Annotated in this window: 16 protein-coding genes; 12 read left to right on the plus strand and 4 right to left on the minus strand. The window is 47.8% G+C overall.

Translation table 11 applies throughout. From position 1 onward, the window contains the following. Window positions 1-10 precede the first annotated feature (10 nt). The gene (gene rlmB, locus ICU98_RS03935) at window positions 11-766 is read left to right on the plus strand and encodes a 23S rRNA (guanosine(2251)-2'-O)-methyltransferase RlmB (RefSeq protein WP_215352856.1); all 756 of its coding nucleotides are present in this window, start codon (window positions 11-13) and stop codon (window positions 764-766) included. Here the strand turns inward: rlmB and tal are convergent. Next, the gene (gene tal, locus ICU98_RS03940; protein ID WP_215352857.1) at window positions 746-1,687 is read right to left on the minus strand and encodes a transaldolase; all 942 of its coding nucleotides are present in this window, start codon (window positions 1,685-1,687) and stop codon (window positions 746-748) included. The genes rlmB and tal overlap by 21 nt on opposite strands. Before the next feature lie 121 nt (window positions 1,688-1,808). On the opposite strand from tal, the gene rpiA reads away from it, so the two are divergent. After that, window positions 1,809-2,519 (plus strand): ribose-5-phosphate isomerase RpiA, encoded by a 711-nt coding sequence (rpiA, locus tag ICU98_RS03945; RefSeq protein WP_215352858.1) that lies wholly within the window; start codon window positions 1,809-1,811, stop codon window positions 2,517-2,519. A gap of 226 nt (window positions 2,520-2,745) precedes the next feature. Here rpiA and ICU98_RS03950 read toward each other — a convergent pair whose 3' ends face one another. Further along, the gene (locus tag ICU98_RS03950) at window positions 2,746-3,018 is read right to left on the minus strand and encodes an oxidative damage protection protein (RefSeq protein ID WP_215335537.1); all 273 of its coding nucleotides are present in this window, start codon (window positions 3,016-3,018) and stop codon (window positions 2,746-2,748) included. A 12-nt stretch (window positions 3,019-3,030) separates the two neighbouring features. Further along, complete coding sequence (gene argA / locus ICU98_RS03955; RefSeq protein ID WP_215352859.1) at window positions 3,031-4,395, minus strand: amino-acid N-acetyltransferase; 1,365 nt, start codon at window positions 4,393-4,395, stop codon at window positions 3,031-3,033. Window positions 4,396-4,499: 104 nt separating this feature from the next. On the opposite strand from argA, the gene hrpA reads away from it, so the two are divergent. The 10 genes from hrpA to xth all read left to right on the plus strand — a co-directional run bounded on the left by hrpA (window position 4,500) and on the right by xth (window position 17,977). Further along, the gene (gene hrpA / locus ICU98_RS03960) at window positions 4,500-8,420 is read left to right on the plus strand and encodes an ATP-dependent RNA helicase HrpA (RefSeq protein ID WP_251365407.1); all 3,921 of its coding nucleotides are present in this window, start codon (window positions 4,500-4,502) and stop codon (window positions 8,418-8,420) included. Window positions 8,421-8,437: 17 nt separating this feature from the next. Next, complete coding sequence (locus ICU98_RS03965; protein ID WP_215352860.1) at window positions 8,438-9,448, plus strand: cytochrome D1 domain-containing protein; 1,011 nt, start codon at window positions 8,438-8,440, stop codon at window positions 9,446-9,448. Between the two features lie 6 nt (window positions 9,449-9,454). Continuing rightward, the gene (locus ICU98_RS03970; RefSeq protein ID WP_215352862.1) at window positions 9,455-10,237 is read left to right on the plus strand and encodes a polysaccharide deacetylase family protein; all 783 of its coding nucleotides are present in this window, start codon (window positions 9,455-9,457) and stop codon (window positions 10,235-10,237) included. A 3-nt stretch (window positions 10,238-10,240) separates the two neighbouring features. Beyond that, a complete protein-coding gene (locus ICU98_RS03975) occupies window positions 10,241-11,224 on the plus strand; it encodes a sterol desaturase family protein (RefSeq protein ID WP_215352863.1) in 984 nt (327 codons plus the stop codon). Continuing rightward, window positions 11,221-12,081 carry an EI24 domain-containing protein gene (locus ICU98_RS03980; protein WP_215352865.1) on the plus strand — a complete coding sequence of 287 codons (861 nt, stop codon included), beginning with the start codon at window positions 11,221-11,223 and terminating at the stop codon, window positions 12,079-12,081. The genes ICU98_RS03975 and ICU98_RS03980 overlap by 4 nt, the downstream gene beginning before the upstream one ends. 124 nt (window positions 12,082-12,205) lie before the next feature. Then, entirely contained in the window at window positions 12,206-12,952 is a 747-nt protein-coding gene (locus ICU98_RS03985) for a molybdopterin-binding protein (RefSeq protein ID WP_251365409.1), read from the plus strand. 175 nt (window positions 12,953-13,127) lie between these two features. Further along, the gene (glnA, locus tag ICU98_RS03990) at window positions 13,128-14,543 is read left to right on the plus strand and encodes a type I glutamate--ammonia ligase (protein WP_215352869.1); all 1,416 of its coding nucleotides are present in this window, start codon (window positions 13,128-13,130) and stop codon (window positions 14,541-14,543) included. A 29-nt stretch (window positions 14,544-14,572) separates the two neighbouring features. Further along, window positions 14,573-15,691 carry a nitrogen regulation protein NR(II) gene (gene glnL, locus ICU98_RS03995; RefSeq protein ID WP_371818447.1) on the plus strand — a complete coding sequence of 373 codons (1,119 nt, stop codon included), beginning with the start codon at window positions 14,573-14,575 and terminating at the stop codon, window positions 15,689-15,691. Further along, complete coding sequence (gene ntrC, locus ICU98_RS04000; RefSeq protein WP_215352873.1) at window positions 15,688-17,139, plus strand: nitrogen regulation protein NR(I); 1,452 nt, start codon at window positions 15,688-15,690, stop codon at window positions 17,137-17,139. The genes glnL and ntrC overlap by 4 nt, the downstream gene beginning before the upstream one ends. Next, on the plus strand, window positions 17,132-17,977 hold the full coding sequence (gene xth, locus ICU98_RS04005) for an exodeoxyribonuclease III (protein ID WP_215352874.1): 846 nt from the start codon (window positions 17,132-17,134) through the stop codon (window positions 17,975-17,977). Before ntrC ends, xth begins: the two co-directional genes overlap by 8 nt. Window positions 17,978-17,995: 18 nt before the next feature. Here xth and ICU98_RS04010 read toward each other — a convergent pair whose 3' ends face one another. Next, window positions 17,996-20,110: a M3 family metallopeptidase gene (locus ICU98_RS04010; protein WP_215352876.1), complete on the minus strand. Its 2,115-nt coding sequence runs from the start codon at window positions 20,108-20,110 to the stop codon at window positions 17,996-17,998. Between the last annotated feature and the right edge of the window lie 8 nt (window positions 20,111-20,118).

A 20,118-nucleotide genomic window follows, 5' to 3' on the forward strand; every position in this document is an offset into this window, starting at 1 on the left:
TAGAACCAATATGAAACAAATCTTAGTAGGATTTCATGCGGTGCAAGCTCGCTTGAGAGTGGACCCTGACAGCTTGAAGTCTGTTTATTTTGATCCCAGTCGGCGTGATCGTCGTATGGGGGATTTTCTGAAGCAGGCGGAAGAGATCTTGGGAGAGCGTCTGCATGCTGCAGATGCAGAGCGTTTACATAAGCTGACAGGGCACGATCGCCACCAAGGCGTCGTGGCTTTGGCAGAAAAGATGACAGTTGCTCGGACAATTACCGAAGTTGTTGAGGATGTCGAGGCGCAACAAGAGAAAGCACTCTTCTTAGTATTGGATGGCGTGACTGATCCCCATAACTTTGGTGCCTGCTTGCGTGTCGCTGATGGCGCTGGCGTTGATGCCGTAGTCATTCCAAAAGATCGGTCTGCCTCAATTAATGCCACGGTGAGTAAAGTCTCTAGCGGTGCATCAGAAGTGATGCCCGTCATTACCGTCACCAATCTGGTGCGCAGTATGAAAGAGATGCAAGAGGCCGGTGTTTGGTTGATTGGTACAGACGACGAAGCCGAAAAATCCATCTACGATATTGATCTCACAGGCCCCATTGGGATTGTGATGGGTGCCGAAGGTGAGGGCATGCGCCGACTCACCAAGGAAACCTGTGATGAGTTGGTCCGAATTCCGATGCAAGGCGTTGTGGAAAGCCTCAACGTTTCGGTAGCGAGTGGCGTTTGTCTATACGAGGCCCTGAGGCAGCGCTTAGCTAAGCAAGTTCTCTAGCTTTTCAGTATCAATACAGAAGTTCCGAATACCCTCAGCTAACTTCTCAGTAGCCATCGCATCATTATTGAGTTGCAGTCTAAAACTAGACTCATCTAGCTTCAATTGGACTATCTCGCTTGAGGGATCACTTGAGCTAATCAATTTGCGCTTAACCAGTTGCTCGCTATTTTGCAGTTCTGCCAAGAGCTCAGGGCTGATTGTGAGTAGATCGCAACCCGCTAATTCTAAAATCTGACTGGTATTGCGAAAACTGGCACCCATGATTTCAGTTTGAATGCCGAAGTGTTTGTAGTATTGGTAGATGCGCTTTACAGAGAGCACGCCAGGATCATTAGCGCCGGTATGATTTTCATTCCATTCACTTGCTAATTTTGCTTTGAACCAATCGGTAATACGTCCAACAAATGGAGAGATCAACTGGGCATTGGCGGAGCCACAAGCGGCAGCCTGCACTAAAGAGAAGAGCAAAGTCATATTGCAATGAATGCCTTCCGCTTCTAAAGCTTTTGCTGCCTGGATGCCTTCCCACGTTCCCGCTAATTTAATCAGTACGCGATCACGCTTGATGCCATGGGATTCATAGAGGCTGATGAGATGTTTGGCTTTAGTAATCGTTGCAGCAGTATCAAAAGAGAGGCGTGCATCGACTTCAGTAGAAACTCGTCCAGGAACAATCTTCAGAATTTCCAGACCAAAGGCGACCAAAATATAGTCAACTAAGTCAGCAGGTTTCATACCGGGATGAGCGGCTTTAACCTGGTCGACCAATGCCTGGTAATTGCTCTGTTGGGCAGCCTTCAAAATCAAAGAAGGATTCGTGGTCGCATCTTGTGGCAAAAATTGGCGCATCCGCTCAAAATCCCCGGTATCGGCGACGACGGTTGTAAATGCTTTGAGTTGTTCTAAGGCGGATGGCATATTGGCGACTCCTGTATGGTTTATTGGACTGCTTTATCGATATCATATGATATTAATAATGCATTCCTATGCCATCAGTTAGCCTAACCCAGCAATCACATTACTAAGGACCCTCAGAGTCATGACTCAAGATCAATTAAAGCAATTAGTCGGCGAAGCTGCTCGTGATGAGGTTCTGAAGCTTCCTGCAGGGCAAATTCTGGGTGTGGGTACCGGTTCAACGGTGAACTTCTTTATCGACGCTATCGCACCTCACAAAAGCCATTTCGCTGGTACGGTATCGAGTTCGAATGCCAGTACCGAGCGCCTCTTAAAGCATGGCTTCACGGTGCTTGACCCCAATGATGTTGTCCAATTACCGGTCTATGTAGATGGTGCCGACGAGATTGACCCTCAGGGCAATATGATCAAAGGCGGGGGCGGTGCTTTAACGAGAGAAAAGATCATTGCCTCAATGGCCAATCAGTTCTTGTGTATTTGTGATTCCTCAAAACAAGTCCCGGTATTAGGCCACTTTCCGCTCCCCATTGAGGTGATGCCCATGGCCTGCGCCATCGTGACACGCGAAATGGAAAAGCTGGGTGGCAAGGTTGCCCTGAGATTACAAAAGAGTGTTCGTGAAGATTTAAACCAAACCCCCAGCCAAGCTTTCGTGACCGATAACGGGGGTTGGATACTCGAGGTGAACGGTTTAAGTATTACCAATCCTGCAGCGCTTGAGGCACAGATCAATCAAATCGCTGGTGTATTAACCGTCGGCATTTTTGCCAAAGAAAAGGCCGATGTCTTATTAGTCAGTAATACCACTGGGGTTAGTCGAGTGCTTCTGTAAGTCCTTAATATAAAACCCGACGGGGTATGCCCATCGGGTTCGATTGCCACATTCAATGTGACAAGGAGCAAAGAAGAGTTTGATGTCTCCGATGCCCAATAAGCATAGAGATATGCTTACGTTAGCAGTCTAAATTCACTTAGACCAATGTGGGTCACACACCTGCTGTAACACCACGCTTTCATCCTATGCCTCTAATATTTCTTCGTCAAGCCTAATTTGGAATTTATTCCGATGGTGGAACGAAACCCTGCGCTGCATCAGCACCACCTTCATAAAAGTACTTTTCTACCTGCTTTAGAAGGTACTGGCGAGCACGAGGATCGGCCATATTGAGGCGATTCTCATTAATCAGCATAGTCTGGTGCTTTAACCAGGCAGCCCAAGCTTCTTTTGAAACCTCATTCCAGAGCTTTTTGCCCAATTCACCAGGAAGTGGAGCGAAATCCATGCCCTCAGCTTCTTTATTGAGTTTGATGCATTGAACCATGCGTGCCATGAAATACCTTTCTTATAAATCTTTAGTTAAAACCATGGACTTGCGATCCCAGTTATAGATCTGCTTTCTTTCTTCCGGCAGATCATCGACTGTGGCGCGTTTGAAGCCACGCTTGAGAAACCAGTGTTCCGTTCTCGTTGTGAGAACAAACAGTTTCTTAATATTTTCCTGCTTAGCCCGCATCTCAATGCGTTTGAGGAGACGCTCACCGTCACCAGAGCCTTGGACATCTGGATCAACTGCGAGGCAGGCCAATTCTCCTACGCCATTAGGGAAGGGGAAGAGGGCCGCGCAACCAAATAGCACGCGGTCATGTTCAATAACCGAGAAGCGCTGAATATCCCGCTCAATCACATCTTGGCCGCGCGCTGCCAAGATGCCTTCCTCTTCTAATGGCATGGTTAGTTGCAAAATACCGCCTACATCATCTTGATTGGCTTCTCTGAGGTTCTCAATATCGGAAGAGGCCAGCATCATGCCAATACCGTCGTGCGTAAAGAGCTCTTCCAGGAGCGCGCCATCTTGATTGCAAGGTAAAAAGTGCACACGGCTAACACCGGAGCGTACCGCTCTACCGGAGATATTGAGTAGACCCCTGAGACCGATCTCGAGTTCTTTATGGGCAGACATGTAATCTTGTAGCTGAGGCAAAGAAAGCTCAGTGATCAGCTCACCATCAGCATCTCTTAAGCCGCTATAAGGACTCAAGAAAATCAGCTTGTCTGCTTTAAGTGCTGCAGCAGTAGAAGCCGCTACATCTTCATAAGCCAAATTAAATGCTTGACCGGTTGGCGAGAAGCCTAAAGGTGAGAGCAACACAATCTTATTGCTATCGAGCGAGAGTGTAATTGAGGTGGAGTCAACCTTACGCACTAAGCCAGTATGAATGTAGTCAACCCCATCCACCACACCAACGGGCATCGCTGTAATAAAGTTACCTGAGATCACGGAGATCCGTGAACCCGCCATTGGGGTATTGGGTAAGCCGCGACTGAATGCCGCTTCAATGTCGAGACGCAATTCACCAGCAGCCTCTTTAACGCACTCGAGTGCAGCAGCATCAGTAATACGGTAAGTATTTAATGCGCTGGTGCCAAACTTGCTTTTGATCTTTCTGAGTTTGAGCTGTTCTTCAATCTGAGGACGGATACCGTGCACAAGCACAATCCGCATGCCCATTGCATGGAGCATGGCAATATCTTCAATGATGTTCTCAAGCCCGATTTCTTTGACGAGTTCGCCAGCAAAGGCGATGACAAAGGTCTTTTCACGGAAGCTATGAATGTAGGGCGCAACGTCACGCAGCCAGCCCACGAAGGGAAAGTTTGAGGTCGATTCTTCGTCGCCAGAGGCGGGGTTTGGTGCATTTGTGCTCATAGTGAGAAAATTATAGGGTGCAAGAGCCTAAAAACAAACAAAAACTCCCAGAAAGACCTAAAGTCGAGCCCATCGCTATCCCTGCCCCCAACACTGGCAAGCGCATGGAGATCAGCTTTCCGGAGCAATTACCCGTCTCTGCCCAGCGCCAAGTCATTGCTGAGGCACTGTTAGCCCATCAGGTCGTGATTGTCTGCGGTGAGACAGGTTCGGGCAAAACCACTCAGTTACCCAAAATTTGCCTTGATATTGGTCGAGGTAGCATGAATGGTGGCAAATTGATTGGTCACACGCAACCAAGACGGATTGCAGCAACTGCGACTGCCAAGCGCATTGCTCAAGAGCTGGGAACGCCAATCGGAGTAGATGTAGGCTATCAAGTGCGGTTTGCCGATAAAACCAGCCCAGGGGCATCGATCAAGTTGATGACCGATGGCATCTTGCTCGCAGAAACTCAGCGCGATCCCCAACTGCGCGCTTATGACACCCTCATCATTGACGAAGCCCACGAGCGCAGTCTGAATATTGATTTTCTCTTAGGCTACCTCAGACAGTTATTGCCCAAGCGACCCGATCTCAAACTCATTATTACGTCAGCGACTATTGATGCCAATCGATTTGCTGAGCATTTTGCTTTAGGCGGCAAACCGGCTCCTGTTATTGAGGTTAGCGGCAGACTCTTTCCGGTAGAGCAACGCTATGCGCCTTTAGAAATCAATGAAGGTAAAAAAGAGTCCAAAGAAGTTCTGGATATTCCTGATGCAGTAGCTCAAGCCATTAATCAAGTGTGGCGTGAGGGTGCGTCTGGTGCAGGCGATGTTTTAGTCTTTTTGCCCGGTGAGCGCGAGATTCGGGATTGCGCCGAAGTCTTGCGTAAGGATCATGTTCTACAACAGCGTTTTCATCCAGAGATTTTGAGTTTATTTGCCAGACAGTCAGTCGCAGAGCAAGAGCGGGTCTTTAGTTCGGGTAATGGCAGGCGGATCATATTGACCACCAACGTCGCAGAAACCTCTTTAACGGTGCCCAATATTCGCTATGTCATTGATAGTGGCCTAGCTAGAGTCAAACGCTACTCCTATCGCAATAAAGTAGAGCAACTCCAAGTGGAGCCCATCTCTCAAGCGGCTGCTAATCAACGAGCTGGTCGTTGTGGACGGGTATCGGATGGTATTTGTATTCGTCTCTACAGCGAGCAGGATTTTCAATCTCGCGACCGATTTACGGATCCTGAGATCCTGCGCAGTTCTTTAGCCGCAGTGCTGCTGCGCATGAGTGCCCTGAAGCTCGCGAAGATTAATGAGTTTCCCTTCTTAGATCGTCCCTTGGGCCGAGCAATTGCCGATGGTATCCAACTCTTGGATGAGCTTGGTGCAATTGAGTATGAAGCTAATGAAGATGACCAAACCCGCTTCAAGCTCACTCCGATTGGTAAGCAGCTATCAGACCTACCTCTGGATCCGCGGATTGGCCGAATTTTGCTGGCGGCCAAAGACCAGCAGGCGCTGCGTGAAGTCACAATTATTGCTTCTGCTCTGGCAACCCAAGATCCGCGAGAGCGACCCCTTGAGCAAGCGCAAGCTGCAGATCAAGCACACCTACAGTTTGCTGATGAGCGTTCGGAGTTTCTGAGTTTCATTAAATTGTGGGATTGGTATCAAGATGCGCTAACGCATAAACATAGCAATCGACAGTTGGAAAATTTGTGTCGCAGTAAATTTCTCTCACCACGGCGTTTACGAGAATGGCGCGACGTCTATGGTCAGCTCCACGTCATGTTAGGAGAGAAGGGTTGGAAAGAAAATACGAGTCCGGCAACGTATGAGCAAATCCATCTTGCCTTGCTCACTGGCCTATTGGGTTTTGTTGCCAAAAAAGAAGAAGATGAAAAATCTCAAGAGCGGGGCAGCAAAACCGGCGGCTATTTAGGGGCGCGAGGTATTCGGCCCTTCATTTGGCCAGGCTCAACGATCGGTAAAAAAGCAGGAGCATGGTTCTTGGCTGGCGAGATGCAAGAGACGACGCGGATGTACGCACGCACCATCGCCAAGATTGAACCGCAGTGGATTGAAAAAGTCGCTGCGCATCGCTTAATTAAATCCTTGAGTGACCCCTTTTGGGATAACCGTCAGGGTGAGGTCATGGCCTTTGAGCGAGGCACTTTATATGGCCTACCAATCTATCATGGCCGTCGTGTCCGCTACGAGTCGCATGACCCCGAACTGGCTAGAGAGTTATTTATTCGTCAAGCTTTGGTTCAGGAAGAGCTCTTTGGGCGCATGGAAAGTGCTGCGCTAGAGCGAGAAATTCAGGCAGAGGCCAAGAGAAAATATCCCGATAGCTTTGGCTTCTTTTGGCATAACCACCAACTGATTAAAGAGATAGAGGCTTTAGAGCATCGCTCCCGACGTCCAGATGTATTGGTCGACGATGATTTGCTTTTTGCCTTTTATGATTCGCGACTGCCTAAAACAGTACTCAATCGAGAAGGCATGAGGACTTGGCTTAAAACCCCTGGGGCAGACAGTCAAATGCGTTTGGCTAAAGCAGACTTGATGCGCCATGAGGCAGCGGGCATTACCGTCGATCGCTATCCCAAAAAATGGCTAGTCGGTGGAAGTGAGCTCAGTCTGACCTATCATTTTGAGCCAGGTAGCCCCAAAGACGGCGTCACTTTAGTAGTGCCACTAACTCTACTAAATCAAGTCGATGGGCGTCGCTGCGAATGGCTAGTACCAGGGATGTGCGAAGAGAAAACCCAGCTCTTGCTGAAGTCCTTGCCGCAAAAATTACGCCGTCATTTAGTTCCCCTACCAGCATATGCCCAATCTTTTCTAGAGCGTTGCCTTGACTCAGACCAATTTGGTATCGGAGATTATGTAGAGCAGCTAATACGAGATATTCAGAAAGAGCGGGGCATTGAGATTGCACGGACCGATTTTCGTCCCGAGGCCTTGCCGCAACATTTGTTCATGAACTTCCGATTGATTGATGAGCATGGACGGCAGTTAGAGCTCGATCGCAATCTTGTTAAGTTGCGTGCGGAGTTTGGTGGGATTGCGCGCGACGCATTTCAGGCCCTTGCTCAAGAGGGTGCTGTCACTGCCAAAGTAGAGACTTCCAAATCCGATTCAGAAAAACCCACGATCGAGATTAGTCAAGGCGGATGCCGATCATGGGACTTTGGCGATCTTCCTGAAACGCTGGAGATCAAGAAGGGTAACAAGCTCCTGTTTGGTTATCCCGCTCTAGTCGATCGCGGAGAGTCTTGCGACCTTGAGGTCTTTGATGATTTACAAGAGGCACAAAAAATCCACCATCAAGGATTACGTAAGCTCTTTGCGATTGCCAATAAAGACACGCTCAAATCTCTGCAGAAGCAGTTGCCGGGTATTCGTGAACTAGGCTTGCTATTTATCAATATTGGCTCCGTCGATGCGCTGGTAGAACAAATTCTGAATGTAGCGATCGAGCGGGCTTTCATGAGTGAATCTTTGCCGACAAATGGTCAGCAATTTCAGGAGAGACTGCAGGCTGGTAAACCCAGAATGGCTCTAATAGCCCAAGAGATTGCCAAGCATGCTTTAAATGCCTTACAGGCAAATCTGGATGTGCAGAAAAAAATAGCACAAGCGAAAGCATCATCAGCGAGTGCATATGCCGATATTCAAAATCAATTGCAGGGCCTGATATTTCCCAAGTTTGTTTCTGACATCCCCTATGCGCAGTTGGTGCATTTACCGCGTTATCTCAAAGCCATTCAGATGCGGATTGATAAGCTGAGATCAAATCCCGCTCGTGATGCTCAATGCCAAAAAGATTGGGAGTCTGTTGCAAGACCTTGGCAAAAACTATTACAGGGCTCTAAAGGCTCGGCATCCTATGTCATGGCTGAACATCAAGGCCTTCAAGACTTTCGTTGGCAGTTGGAAGAGCTGAGGGTGGCTCTTTTTGCTCAAGAACTCAGGACACCCAGCCCCATGTCGCTCAAGAGGCTCGAAAAGGTTCTGGCAAGCCTGCGGTAGGTGCTTACAATATAGGGATGCACTTATCTTTGACGAAGACGGTTCACAGTCTTGCACTTCCCTTATTTTTGATTTTTCAGATCCCATTGGGCGTGAGTTCAGTCATGGCAGAACCAGCTCAACCCAAACTGGCCATCATCTTGAATTCAGCCGATGCTAGCGTGAGCTTGATTGATATGAATACCCGTCAAGTGATTAAAACCGTGCCCGTTGGGAAAGAGCCGCATCACTTAATGATGACGCCTGATCAAAAGATCCTAATGATTGCCAATGCTGCTGGTAACGACGTTGTTCTAATGGATCCGACGAGCGGTGAAATTACTGGGCGCATTCCACACATCATTGATCCTTACCAAGTTGGATATTCACCGAACCATAAATGGTTTGTTGCGAATGGTAATCGCCTTAATCGCGTAGATGTCTATGCAGCTGATGGCTCTAATCTCACTTTGGCCAAATCCTATAAGCTTGGTAAAACTCCAAGCCACGTTGCCTTTACATCGGACAGCAAAATTGCTTTTGTGAGCTTGCAAGATTCGAATGAGCTTGCGGCAATGGATCTTGAATCCCAAAAAATCTTATGGAAAATACCGACTGGTAAAACACCTGCTGGATTGTGGATGACCCCGGGAGATCAATATCTGCTGGTTGGTCTAACGGGTGAGGACAATGTGCAAGTGTTCGACTGGAAAACGCAAAAAGAAGTCAAGCGGATTACGACCGGTAAAGGTGCTCATAACTTCCGCCCTTTAGGCGACAAGAAGCATGTGTTTGTGAGTAATCGAGTCGCCTCCAGTATTACTTTGCTGAATATGCAGACCCTAGAAAAAGAGGGTGAAATCACCGGCTTGCCTGCAGGACCAGACGATATGGAAATTACCCCAGATGGAAAAACCATGTGGGTGACCTTTCGTTTTGCCAAGAAGGTTGGTGTGATAGACCTTACCACCATGAAACTGGTCACCGTCATTCCGGTAGGTCGATCGCCACACGGAGTCTTTTTCTATCCTCGTGCGGCTTGGGAATAAAACAGCATGAGCAATCGTTCATTACTTGCTCTGATATTGTTTTCTTTACTGAGTTTTTCAGCGCTGGCTCAAACGAATACAACGGCAGGTTCCTGCAATAAAACGGTTTACCTGACTTTTGATACCGGCAATATGTCAGTCGCAGAAACGGTTGCCGAGATTTTGAAGCGACACAATGTGAAGGCGACTTTCTTTTTGGCCAATGAGAAGACTTTTAGAGGCGATTACGCGCTCGGTGATTCTTGGAAGTCGTTTTGGCAGACGATGGTGCAAGAGGGCCATCACTTTGGCAGTCACACTTACGATCACGACTACTTTGTTAAAGACGGCCCCCGCAATGAGGTATTTATTAAGCCTCAATTTGGTCCTGAGGCCGGTAAGACCATGTTGATGAGTGAGGCCAGTTTTTGTAAAGATATCCGCGAGGTTAATCAGCGCTTTGTTGAATTGACTGGAGAGCCGATACAAAAAATCTGGCGTGCACCGGGTGGCAAGACCTCGCCCCGTCTCATTAGTATGGGTAATTTATGTGGTTATCAGCATATTGCTTGGGCCCCTGCAGGCTTTTTAGGTGACGAGCTCAATTCGGATCGATATCCGAATGCCATGCTTTTAGAAAAAGCGAGTCAGGGCATAAAGGATGGTGATATCACCATGGCCCATTTAGGCATCTGGTCCAGAAAAGACCCTTGGGCTCCTGCGGTTTTAGAGGCTCTGATTGTGAATCTTAAAAAGCGGGGCTTTTGTTTTGCAACCCTGCCCAAGACTGGCTCAAATCAGTCAAAATAGGGCATGGATCTGAGTCTAACCCTCGCCGCTGTTGCTAATGCTATTTCTGCTGCCTATGCCGCTATTCAAGAGCGCATTTTTTCAGGCGTAGTTGAGCCTTTACTCTATCAACTCGATCTGACCGGATGGTCTGAGGACTTCTTTGATGGCATTGATTGGTTCTTATTTGGCTGTATCCAGATCGCGATGATTGTCGTGCTACTACGAACCTGGGAGCGCTTCAACCCTGCAGAGCCTCAGGAGAAATTTTCCAAAGCAAGCAAAGCCGATGTGGTTTATTCCTTATTTCACCGTCTTGGCATTTTCCATGGCTTGTTCTTTATTGCTTTGTCGGGGTTCTTTTTCCAGCTGGATTCTGTATTGCATGATTTTCGCTTCGCTCGACTCAATGTCGAGGATTGGTGGCCTGGCGTGACATCGGTGCCCATCATCAGTTTCTGTATTTATTTGATCTTGCTGGATTTGGTGGAGTATCTATACCATCGAGCAACCCATGCATTTGATTGGTGGTGGCAATTACATGCCTTGCATCATAGCCAAACGGTGATGACTGCATGGTCTGATAATCGCAATCACATCTTGGATGATATTTTGCGAGCAGTTGTTTTCGCTTTCTTCGCACTCTCGTTTGGCGTGTCACCAGGCCAATTTATTTTTCTAGTCGTGATTAGCCAATTTATTCAAAGCTGGCAGCACGCGAATCTCAATATCGATTTAGGAATCGGTAAGTATTTATTGGTATCACCCCTTTTCCACCGCATGCATCACTCCGTAGGCTACGGACATGAGGCGCTTGGTAAGCCAGGGGTATTGGGTGGTTGCAACTTTGGTGTTTTGTTTCCCTGGTGGGACATGCTCTTTAAGACCGCCGTGTTTAGTAAAGCGGTTTACCCTACGGGTGTGCGAGATCTTCAGCTTTCTCACAATATCCTGAGCCAGCAGTGGCAAACACTTCGCTCTTCTGCAAGAGCAATCTTTAAATCATGATTGCTGTCCAGCAGTTGGTCCGCGCATTTGGTTTAGCTTTGGTCGGCAGTATGCATCCCCGTATGTTGTGGTTGAGTTTGCGCCCCTTCCTCATCATTTCTGTTTTTTGGGGTTGCCTAATCTGGCTCACTTGGACTCCTGCATTGGCAATACTCGGATCGTTTCTGACCAATTCTATTTTTACCAATTGGATACAAGATGGGTTGATTTGGGCTGGCTTTGATCATGCGCGCGCTTGGATCGCACCTTTCTTTTTTGTCATGTTGGCAATCCCTTTGATCGCCATTAGCCTCTTGGTTTTAATTGCTTTCTCAACGGTGCCCACCATTGTCAATAATTTATGCAGACATTCGCAATATAGTAGCCTGCAATGCAAGCAAGGTGGTAGCTTGATTGGCAGCTTGGCTTATACCTTTTGGTCTGCTTTCATTTGCTTGGCTCTAGTGATGCTGACCTTGCCAGTCTGGTGGATTCCGCCTCTATTTGCGATCTTGCCCCCTTTGTTATGGGGCTGGTTAACGATGCGCCTAATGGCTTACGATGTGTTGGCTCGTCATGCGAGCAGCCAAGAGCGTGATACTTTGATTCAGCAATATCGCTGGTCTTTATTAGTCATGGGAATCGCTTGCGGAGTGTTAGGGGCAGTGCCAACTTTCTTTTGGGCTAGCTCTGCCTTGGCTTTAGTCCTATTTCCCATTGTGAGTTTTATGGCTTTGTGGATCTATTCTTTAATCTTTGTTTTTGCGGGTTTATGGTTTTCTCATTTCCTATTGGATGCACTTCAGACTTTAAGAGAAGATGAGCTCAATCAAGCCCTTGTTGTAGAGGCTCGTGTAATGGATAGTGGAGAGCAGTGAGATGGCTGATGCTTTAAAAACAGTAGAGATTGATTTGCCAAGCGATGCAGCAAAGAGCTCAAGACGGTTTGGCTTGATTGTGATTGGCGATGAAATTTTGTCAGGTAAGCGTCAAGACAAGCATATGAGCAAAATGATTGAGTTGCTTAGTGAGCGAGGTTTAAGCTTGTCATGGGCTCATTATCTGCCTGATGATCCTGCGCAAATTACCGCATGTCTCAAAGACACTTTTGTGAGTGGTGATGTGGTGTTTAGCACTGGTGGTATTGGGGCAACTCCCGATGACCATACTAGGCAGTGTGCAGCATTAGCACTAGGCACGAAAACGCAATTACACCCAAGCGCCCAAGAACTGATTGCGGGACGCATTCAGGCGATGGCAGAAGGTGATCCCATCAAGGCCGATCTCAATACACCCGAGAACCAACATCGCTTCAAGATGGGCGAGTTCCCGATTGGTAGCGAGATCATCCCTAACCCCTACAACCAGATTCCGGGTTTTCGGATTAAAGAGCATTACTTTGTCCCGGGCTTTCCGGTGATGGCTGCCCCAATGATGGCTTGGTGTCTTGATCACTTTTACAAAGACTTATTTCATCAAGAGAATTGGTCCGAGCGAAGCTTCATAGTCCCTAAGGGGATTGAATCCACCTTGACCCCGCTGATGGAGCGGATTGAGGGGGGTTTTCCTGGGGTAAAGGTCTTTAGCCTTCCCTCTGTAGGTGATCCTGCTAGAGGGGGTGTGTTTGCAGAGCGCCATATCGAACTAGGCATTAAAGGTAATGCCGATTTGCTTGAAAGTGCTTGGCTGGCCCTCAGAACTGGAACTGAATCTCTCGGTTATGAAATTCATGATCTCCATCCTGCATAATTGCACTTATTTGGTGCATTTATAGGCCCTAGAGCCTGATAGAGATCCTTTTTAGCACTTAAATAGTGCAATAATGATGTTCACTAATCGCTTGCTTGAGTAAATTAGCTGCATCAAATGGGTGTTTTTGACCTACTTATTGAGATTCCGAAATTAGATAACACAGGAGAGTTGCATGACCAAGACCGTCGCCGATGTAATGAAGTTAGTTAAAGAAAAAGAATGTACTTTTGTTGATTTCCGTTTTGTTGATACCAAGGGTAAAGAACAGCACGTATCAGTACCTATTTCTGCATTTAACGAAGACAAATTTGAAAGCGGTCATGCATTTGACGGTTCCTCCATCGCAGGTTGGAAGGGGATTGAAGCTTCTGACATGTTGTTGATGCCAGATCCAACCGCTGCATACATCGACCCATTCTATGAAGAGTCCACTTTGGTTTTGACTTGCGACGTGATCGAGCCATCTGATGGCAAAGGTTATGACCGCGATCCACGCTCCATTGCTAAACGCGCTGAAGCTTACTTAAAGAGCAGTGGTTTAGGTGATGCTGCTTACTTTGGTCCTGAGCCAGAGTTCTTTGTATTTGATGGCGTTCAGTGGAATGTCGATATGCAAGGCTGCTCAGTCAAGATCACTTCTGAAGAAGCGCCATGGTCATCTGGTTTAGAGATCGAAGGCGGTAATACTGGTCATCGTCCAGGTAAAAAGGGTGGCTACTTCCCTGTTGCTCCAGTTGATAGCTTCCAAGATATGCGTTCAGAGATGTGTTTGATTCTCGAATCTTTGGGTATTCCAGTTGAAGTGCATCACCATGAAGTTGCTGGCCAAGGCCAAAACGAATTGGGCACCAAGTTCAGCACATTGGTACAACGCGCTGATTGGACCATCTGGCAAAAGTATGTTGTGCAAAACGTTGCTCATGCTTATGGCAAGACAGCAACGTTTATGCCAAAGCCAGTCGTTGGCGATAACGGTTCCGGTATGCACGTTCACCAATCCGTTTGGAAGAATGGTGAGAACTTGTTTGCTGGTAACGGCTACTCAGGTTTGTCTGAGTTTGCTCTGTACTACATCGGCGGCATCATCAAGCACGCTCGTGCTCTGAATGCGATCACCAACCCAGGCACCAACTCCTACAAGCGTTTGGTACCAGGCTTTGAGGCGCCAGTGAAGTTGGCTTACTCAGCTCGCAACCGTTCTGCTTCGATCCGTATTCCTTATGTTTCAAATCCTAAGGGTCGTCGTATTGAAACTCGCTTCCCAGACCCATTGGCTAACCCATACTTGGCGTTCTCCGCCTTGTTGATGGCCGGTTTGGATGGCGTACAGAATAAGATTCACCCAGGTGAAGCGGCTGACAAGAACTTGTATGACTTGCCACCAGAAGAAGATGCAAAGATCCCAACCGTCTGCCATAGCTTAGATCAAGCTTTGGAGTGCTTGGATAAGGATCGCGAATTCTTGACCCGTGGCGGTGTGTTTACCAATTCGATGTTGGATGCCTACATTGCATTGAAGATGGAAGAAGTCACACGTTTCCGTATGACTACGCATCCAGTCGAATTTGAAATGTATTACTCCCTGTAAGAGAAGGAAAGAACTTGAGCGCAGGTTTATTGCGCAATTCGTTCAAGGGAGCAGCTTCGGCTGCTCCTTTTTTTCCGACATTGCTCGATCAAATTCCCAATGCCATCGTGATTTTCGAGGCAGATAGTCAGCAGCTGGTATATGTCAATCCTGCTGCTGAGTCTGCTTTAGATCTTTCACGCAAATCGCTGGAAGGTCACAACTTCCAAGATTTATTTGGCGATAACCTGCAACTCAAGGAAATGATTGATGAGGTCAAGAGTGGCCAAGTGACTGCTCAACGTCAGGAACTTTTGCTCCATTCTTTACCAGGCAGCATTCATCAAGAGACGATACCGGCGCATGTCGTTATCGCTCTGATGGATGACTCTGAATTCATGTTGATGGAGTGGTTTCCAATTGATCAACAGTTGCGAACCGAGAGAGATGAGCGGGTAACGCAACAGGTGGAAGCGAATAAAGAACTCATGCGCAACTTGGCTCATGAAATTAAAAATCCGCTGGGCGGCATTCGAGGGGCTGCTCAGCTTTTGGAGTTCGAGCTGCCTGAAAAAGGCTTGCGTGAATACACCCAAGTCATTATTAAAGAGTCAGATCGCTTGCAGACCTTAGTTGATCGCCTCTTAGCACCGCATCGAAAAGCACATGTCATGGAGTATTTCAATGTTCATGAGGCTTTAGAGCGTGTGCGTAGCCTAGTGTTGGCGGAGTTTCCTAAGGGCTTGAAGATCGTGCGCAATTACGATACCAGTCTGCCAGATCTTCTGGGCGACCGTGAGCAGTTGATTCAGGCTGTACTCAATATTACTCACAATGCGGCTCAAGCACTCAGCGATGAAATTGAGGCGGGGGTTGCGCAAATCGAATTACGCACTCGAGTGGCCCGTTCGGTAACGATTGCTAAACAGCGTTACAAACTGGCTATGGACCTGGATGTGATTGATAACGGTCCTGGGATACCGGCTGATATTCGGGAGCGAATTTTTTTCCCACTCGTTTCTGGGCGAGAGGGTGGCAGTGGCCTAGGACTCACGCTTGCACAAACCTTTGTTCAGCAGCACCAAGGCTCAATTGCTTGTGAGAGTAAGCCAGGCTACACCCATTTTCATATTCAAATACCGTATCGCAGGCAGGAGAAATCAGAATGAAACCAATTTGGATCGTCGATGATGATCAATCTATTCGTTGGGTTCTTGAAAAAGCCCTAACGCGAGAAGATATACCTCACCGCAGCTTTACGAATCCCAATGATGTCCTGAATGCACTTGAGAAGGATACGCCCAGTGTCTTGATTTCAGATATTCGGATGCCGCGAGGGAACGGCTTAGATCTTCTCCAGCATGTGAAGGTGAGTCATCCTCATTTACCTGTCATTATCATGACCGCCTACTCGGACTTAGACTCTGCAGTCTCCGCATTTCAGAGTGGCGCCTTTGAATACCTCACTAAACCCTTTGATTTGGATAAAGCGCTTGAGCTGATTCGACGCGCTATTGAGCAGGGTGATCGCGTACAGTCTGGTAGCAAGGTTGCAGATGATTGGAAGCTTGATCAATCTGAAATCATTGGTCAGGCACCAGCAATGCAAGAGGTATTTAGAGCCATCGGCAGATTGGCACAGTCCCACGCTACTGTATTAATCATGGGTGAATCTGGCACCGGTAAAGAGCTACTAGCCCAGGCCCTGCACAAGCATAGCCCTAGAGCCAAAGGCGCTTTTATCACCTTCAGTAGTACGTCAGTACCTAAAGAATTGCTTGAATCAGAATTATTTGGTCATGAAAGAGGGGCCTTTCCAGGTGCTCAGACTCTAAAACGCGGTCGGTTTGAGCTAGCAGAGGGCGGCACCTTATTCTTAGATGAAATTGGCGACCTCCCTGCTGATTTGCAAACCCGTTTGCTCAGGGCGCTTACTGATGGCCATTTCTATCGCACTGGTGGGCAAGATCCGATTAAAGCAAATGTGCGCATCATTGCCTCGACTCACCAGAATCTCGAGGCAAGAGTGTTAGCTGGACTTTTCCGCGAAGATCTTTTACATCGCTTGAATATTATCCGTTTGCGTATGCCACCCCTGAGAGAACGCACTGAGGATATTCCGTTGTTAGCGCGGCACTTTATGCAAGCTTGTGCAAAGTCACTTGGCGTTGAAGCTAAAAAGTTATCGGATGAAGCCCTACAGCACATGACGAATATGTCTTTCTCGGGCAATGTGCGTCAATTAGAAAACCTCTGTCATTGGCTTACCGTCATGACACCCGCCAGCATAATTGGAGTGGGGGATCTTCCCAGCGATTTATTCACGGCTACTAATGAACCTACCGTGATTGTGCAAGGCGAGTCTACATCACTTGCACCTGTGGTCAATCGTTCCAATACCAGTGATTGGGAAAATGGCCTGAGTCGCCTCGCTGTCAAGATGCTGCAGGATGGTGATCAGTCGGTATTTGATGCCTTGACCTCACGCTTTGAGAGGGCCGTTCTCCAAGCGGCACTTGAAGTAACCCGTGGTCGTCGGGTTGAAGCAGCACAGCGTTTAGGTATCGGTCGTAATACCATTACCCGTAAGTTGCAGGAATTGGGTATCGATGACTAGCTCTGTGCGCATCGCTGCTTGGAATGTCAATTCATTAACGGTGCGCTTACCGCAGGTGATACGTTGGTTGCAAGATCAAGAAAAGGCAAATGCCCCGATTGATGCACTCTGCTTACAAGAGCTCAAGCTTACGGATGAAAAATATCCCCATCGTGCGCTTGAAGATGCGGGCTATCTTAGTTTGGCAGCTGGGCAAAAGACCTATAACGGAGTTGCTATCCTTTTGCGTAAAGCAGCGCTAGCTCCTATTGCTAGTGATATCGATACGGCATTCTTAAAACCGATTCGCAATATTCCAGGTCATGTGGATGAGCAACAACGCATTCTGGCAGCAACCGTCTGCTTCAAAGGGATGCAGCCCATTCGGATGATCTCAGCATATTTTCCGAATGGTCAGGCGCCGGATAGTGAAAAATTTATTTATAAACTCAGCTGGCTGGAAGCACTACAGCAATGGCTAAAAGCAGAACTTGCTCAAAGTGAGCGCTTGGCTTTATTGGGCGACTTCAATATCGCTCCAACTGATGACGATGTCCATGATCCCAAAGCATGGGAAGGGCAGAACTTGGTTTCACCAGCAGAGCGGGGCGCTTTTCAATCTTTACTTAACTTAGGCTTGGTAGATTCATTTCGACTGTTTGCGCAAGCACCGAAGACCTATAGCTGGTGGGACTACCGCATGATGGGTTTCAGAAGAAATGCCGGCATGCGGATCGATCATATTTTGCTCAGCAAAGCCCTAGAGCAAAAATGCAGTGCTAGTAAGGTCGATAAACAACCCCGCGCATGGGAGCAACCCTCAGATCATGCTCCAGTCATTGCAGAAATTCAGGCTTAGTTAAAACCGCTCAGAGTTTTAAGCTAAGCCGCCATGACGCAGTAGAGCATCGATTTGCGGTTCTCGTCCTCGAAACGCCTTAAAGGATTCAGCGGCAGGACGACTGCCGCCCACCTCTAAAATCTCTTGACGGTAGCGGGCTCCAGTCTCTGGATCTAAGACGCTCCCAGTCAGTTTCGCGGCGTCTTCAAACGCAGAATAGGCATCCGCTGAAAGTACTTCAGCCCATTTATAGCTGTAGTAACCAGCAGCATAGCCGCCGGCAAAAATATGGCTGAAGGTATTTGGCCAGCGAGAAATTGCTGGCTGCGGGATAACATTACATTGGTCTGCAATGGTTCTAGAAAGATCTAAGACTGTTTGACCATGAGCGGATTTGGGATCAAAAGTAGAGTGCAATCGCCAATCGAGTAAGGAGAAAGTAATTTGACGTAAGGTTCCCAAGCCATTCTGAAAGTTCTTGGCTGCCAGAAGTTTGTCAAACAGTTCACGCGGAAGTGGTTTGCCAGTTTCTGTATGAGCCGTCATCTTTTCTAAAACCTCCCATTCCCAGCAGAAGTTTTCCATAAACTGACTAGGCAATTCGACGGCATCCCATTCAACACCATTGATGCCTGATACGCCTAAGGCGCCTACTTGAGTCAGGAGGTGATGCAAGCCATGGCCACTCTCATGGAAAAGGGTAATCACATCGTCATGCGCAATAGTGGGCTGACGCAGTTGACCATCTACCGTGACTGGGGGTGGAAAATTACACACTAAATAGGCAACCGGGGTTTGGATTTCACCACTGGGTAATACGCGACGGCCTCGGGCATCATCCATCCATGCGCCACCGCGCTTGCCTGGACGTGCATATGGATCGAGATAAAAGTAGGCTACGATATTTTTTTGCGTATTCCGAATCGCAAAGGATTGCACATCTTGATGCCATGTTGGTAAGTCCGCCGGTTCAATCGTGACCCCAAATAGAGTTTGTATGACCCTGAAAAGTCCTTCTAACACTTTGCTCAAAGGGAAGTATTGCTTTAGTTCATTTTCAGAAAAGGCATAGCGTGCTTGCTTCAGTTTTTCTGAGGCAAACGCAATATCCCAGGGCTGTAGACCGTCATCAAGTTGAAGATGGTCTTTAGCAAACGAGAGCAATTCTTGCCAATCTCTTTCTGCAAAGGGTCTGGCACGTTGAGCAATATCACTCAGAAAGTGGTCTACTTCAGCGACACTGCGCGCCATTTTGGGAGCCAAGCTCAGGGCAGCATAATTTGCAAAGCCCAACATCTTCGCCTCTTCAGAGCGCAAGCGCAACTGATCCAACATATTTTGGGTGTTGTCCCACGCCGTTTGACCCTGACCATACTGAGGGGCTAATTCTGAAGCTCGGGTGATATAGGCTTCATACAAGCGCTTTCGCAAAGCCCGGTTCTCCGCATACTGCATTACTGGGTAATACGATGGAAAGTGCAGCGTAAATGCCCAACCCGTTAAGTGTTTTTGCTTGGCGGTATCTGCCGCAGCAGCGATGGCATCATCAGGAAGGCCAGACAACTCGGCTATATCGGTAATCAGATGTACAAACCCATCTGTCGCGTCTAAGACATGATCCGAAAATGCTTTGCCGAGCTGGGCTTGCTCATCTTGGATTTGAGAGAAGCGGGGCTTATCCGCAGGGCTGAGTTCAGCGCCTCCCAAACGAAAGTCTCTCAAAGCGTTCTCAATCACTTTTTTCTGAGCAAGACTTAAATTGGAAAACTCCTGACTCTTACTCAACAGCTTAAATTTTTCATATAAGGCGAGGTTTTGCCCAAGACTAGACATAAAGGCGGTCACCTTAGGCAACATCTCTCCATAGGCAACACGCAGTTCTGGTGAATCAGCAACACTATTTAAATGTGAGATAGCCCCCCAAGCGCGACTGAGTGACTCGGTTGCATCTTCCAAAGGCTCAGCCAAATCTAACCAAGTGCTAGGAGTCTCTGCAGCTACCGCATGATTTACGGCTAAGTCGGCTTGCTCAAGAAGATGGTGAATGGCTGGAGCAATATGCTCAGCCAAGATTGCCGAGTATTGTGGAATACCAGTACCAAAGGTAATAAGGGGGTTGTCTTGAAGATTTTGCGGGATTGATCGTTTCATCCCTCTAG

This window comes from Polynucleobacter sp. MWH-P3-07-1, from assembly GCF_018687555.1.
Classification (GTDB): Bacteria; Pseudomonadota; Gammaproteobacteria; order Burkholderiales; family Burkholderiaceae; genus Polynucleobacter.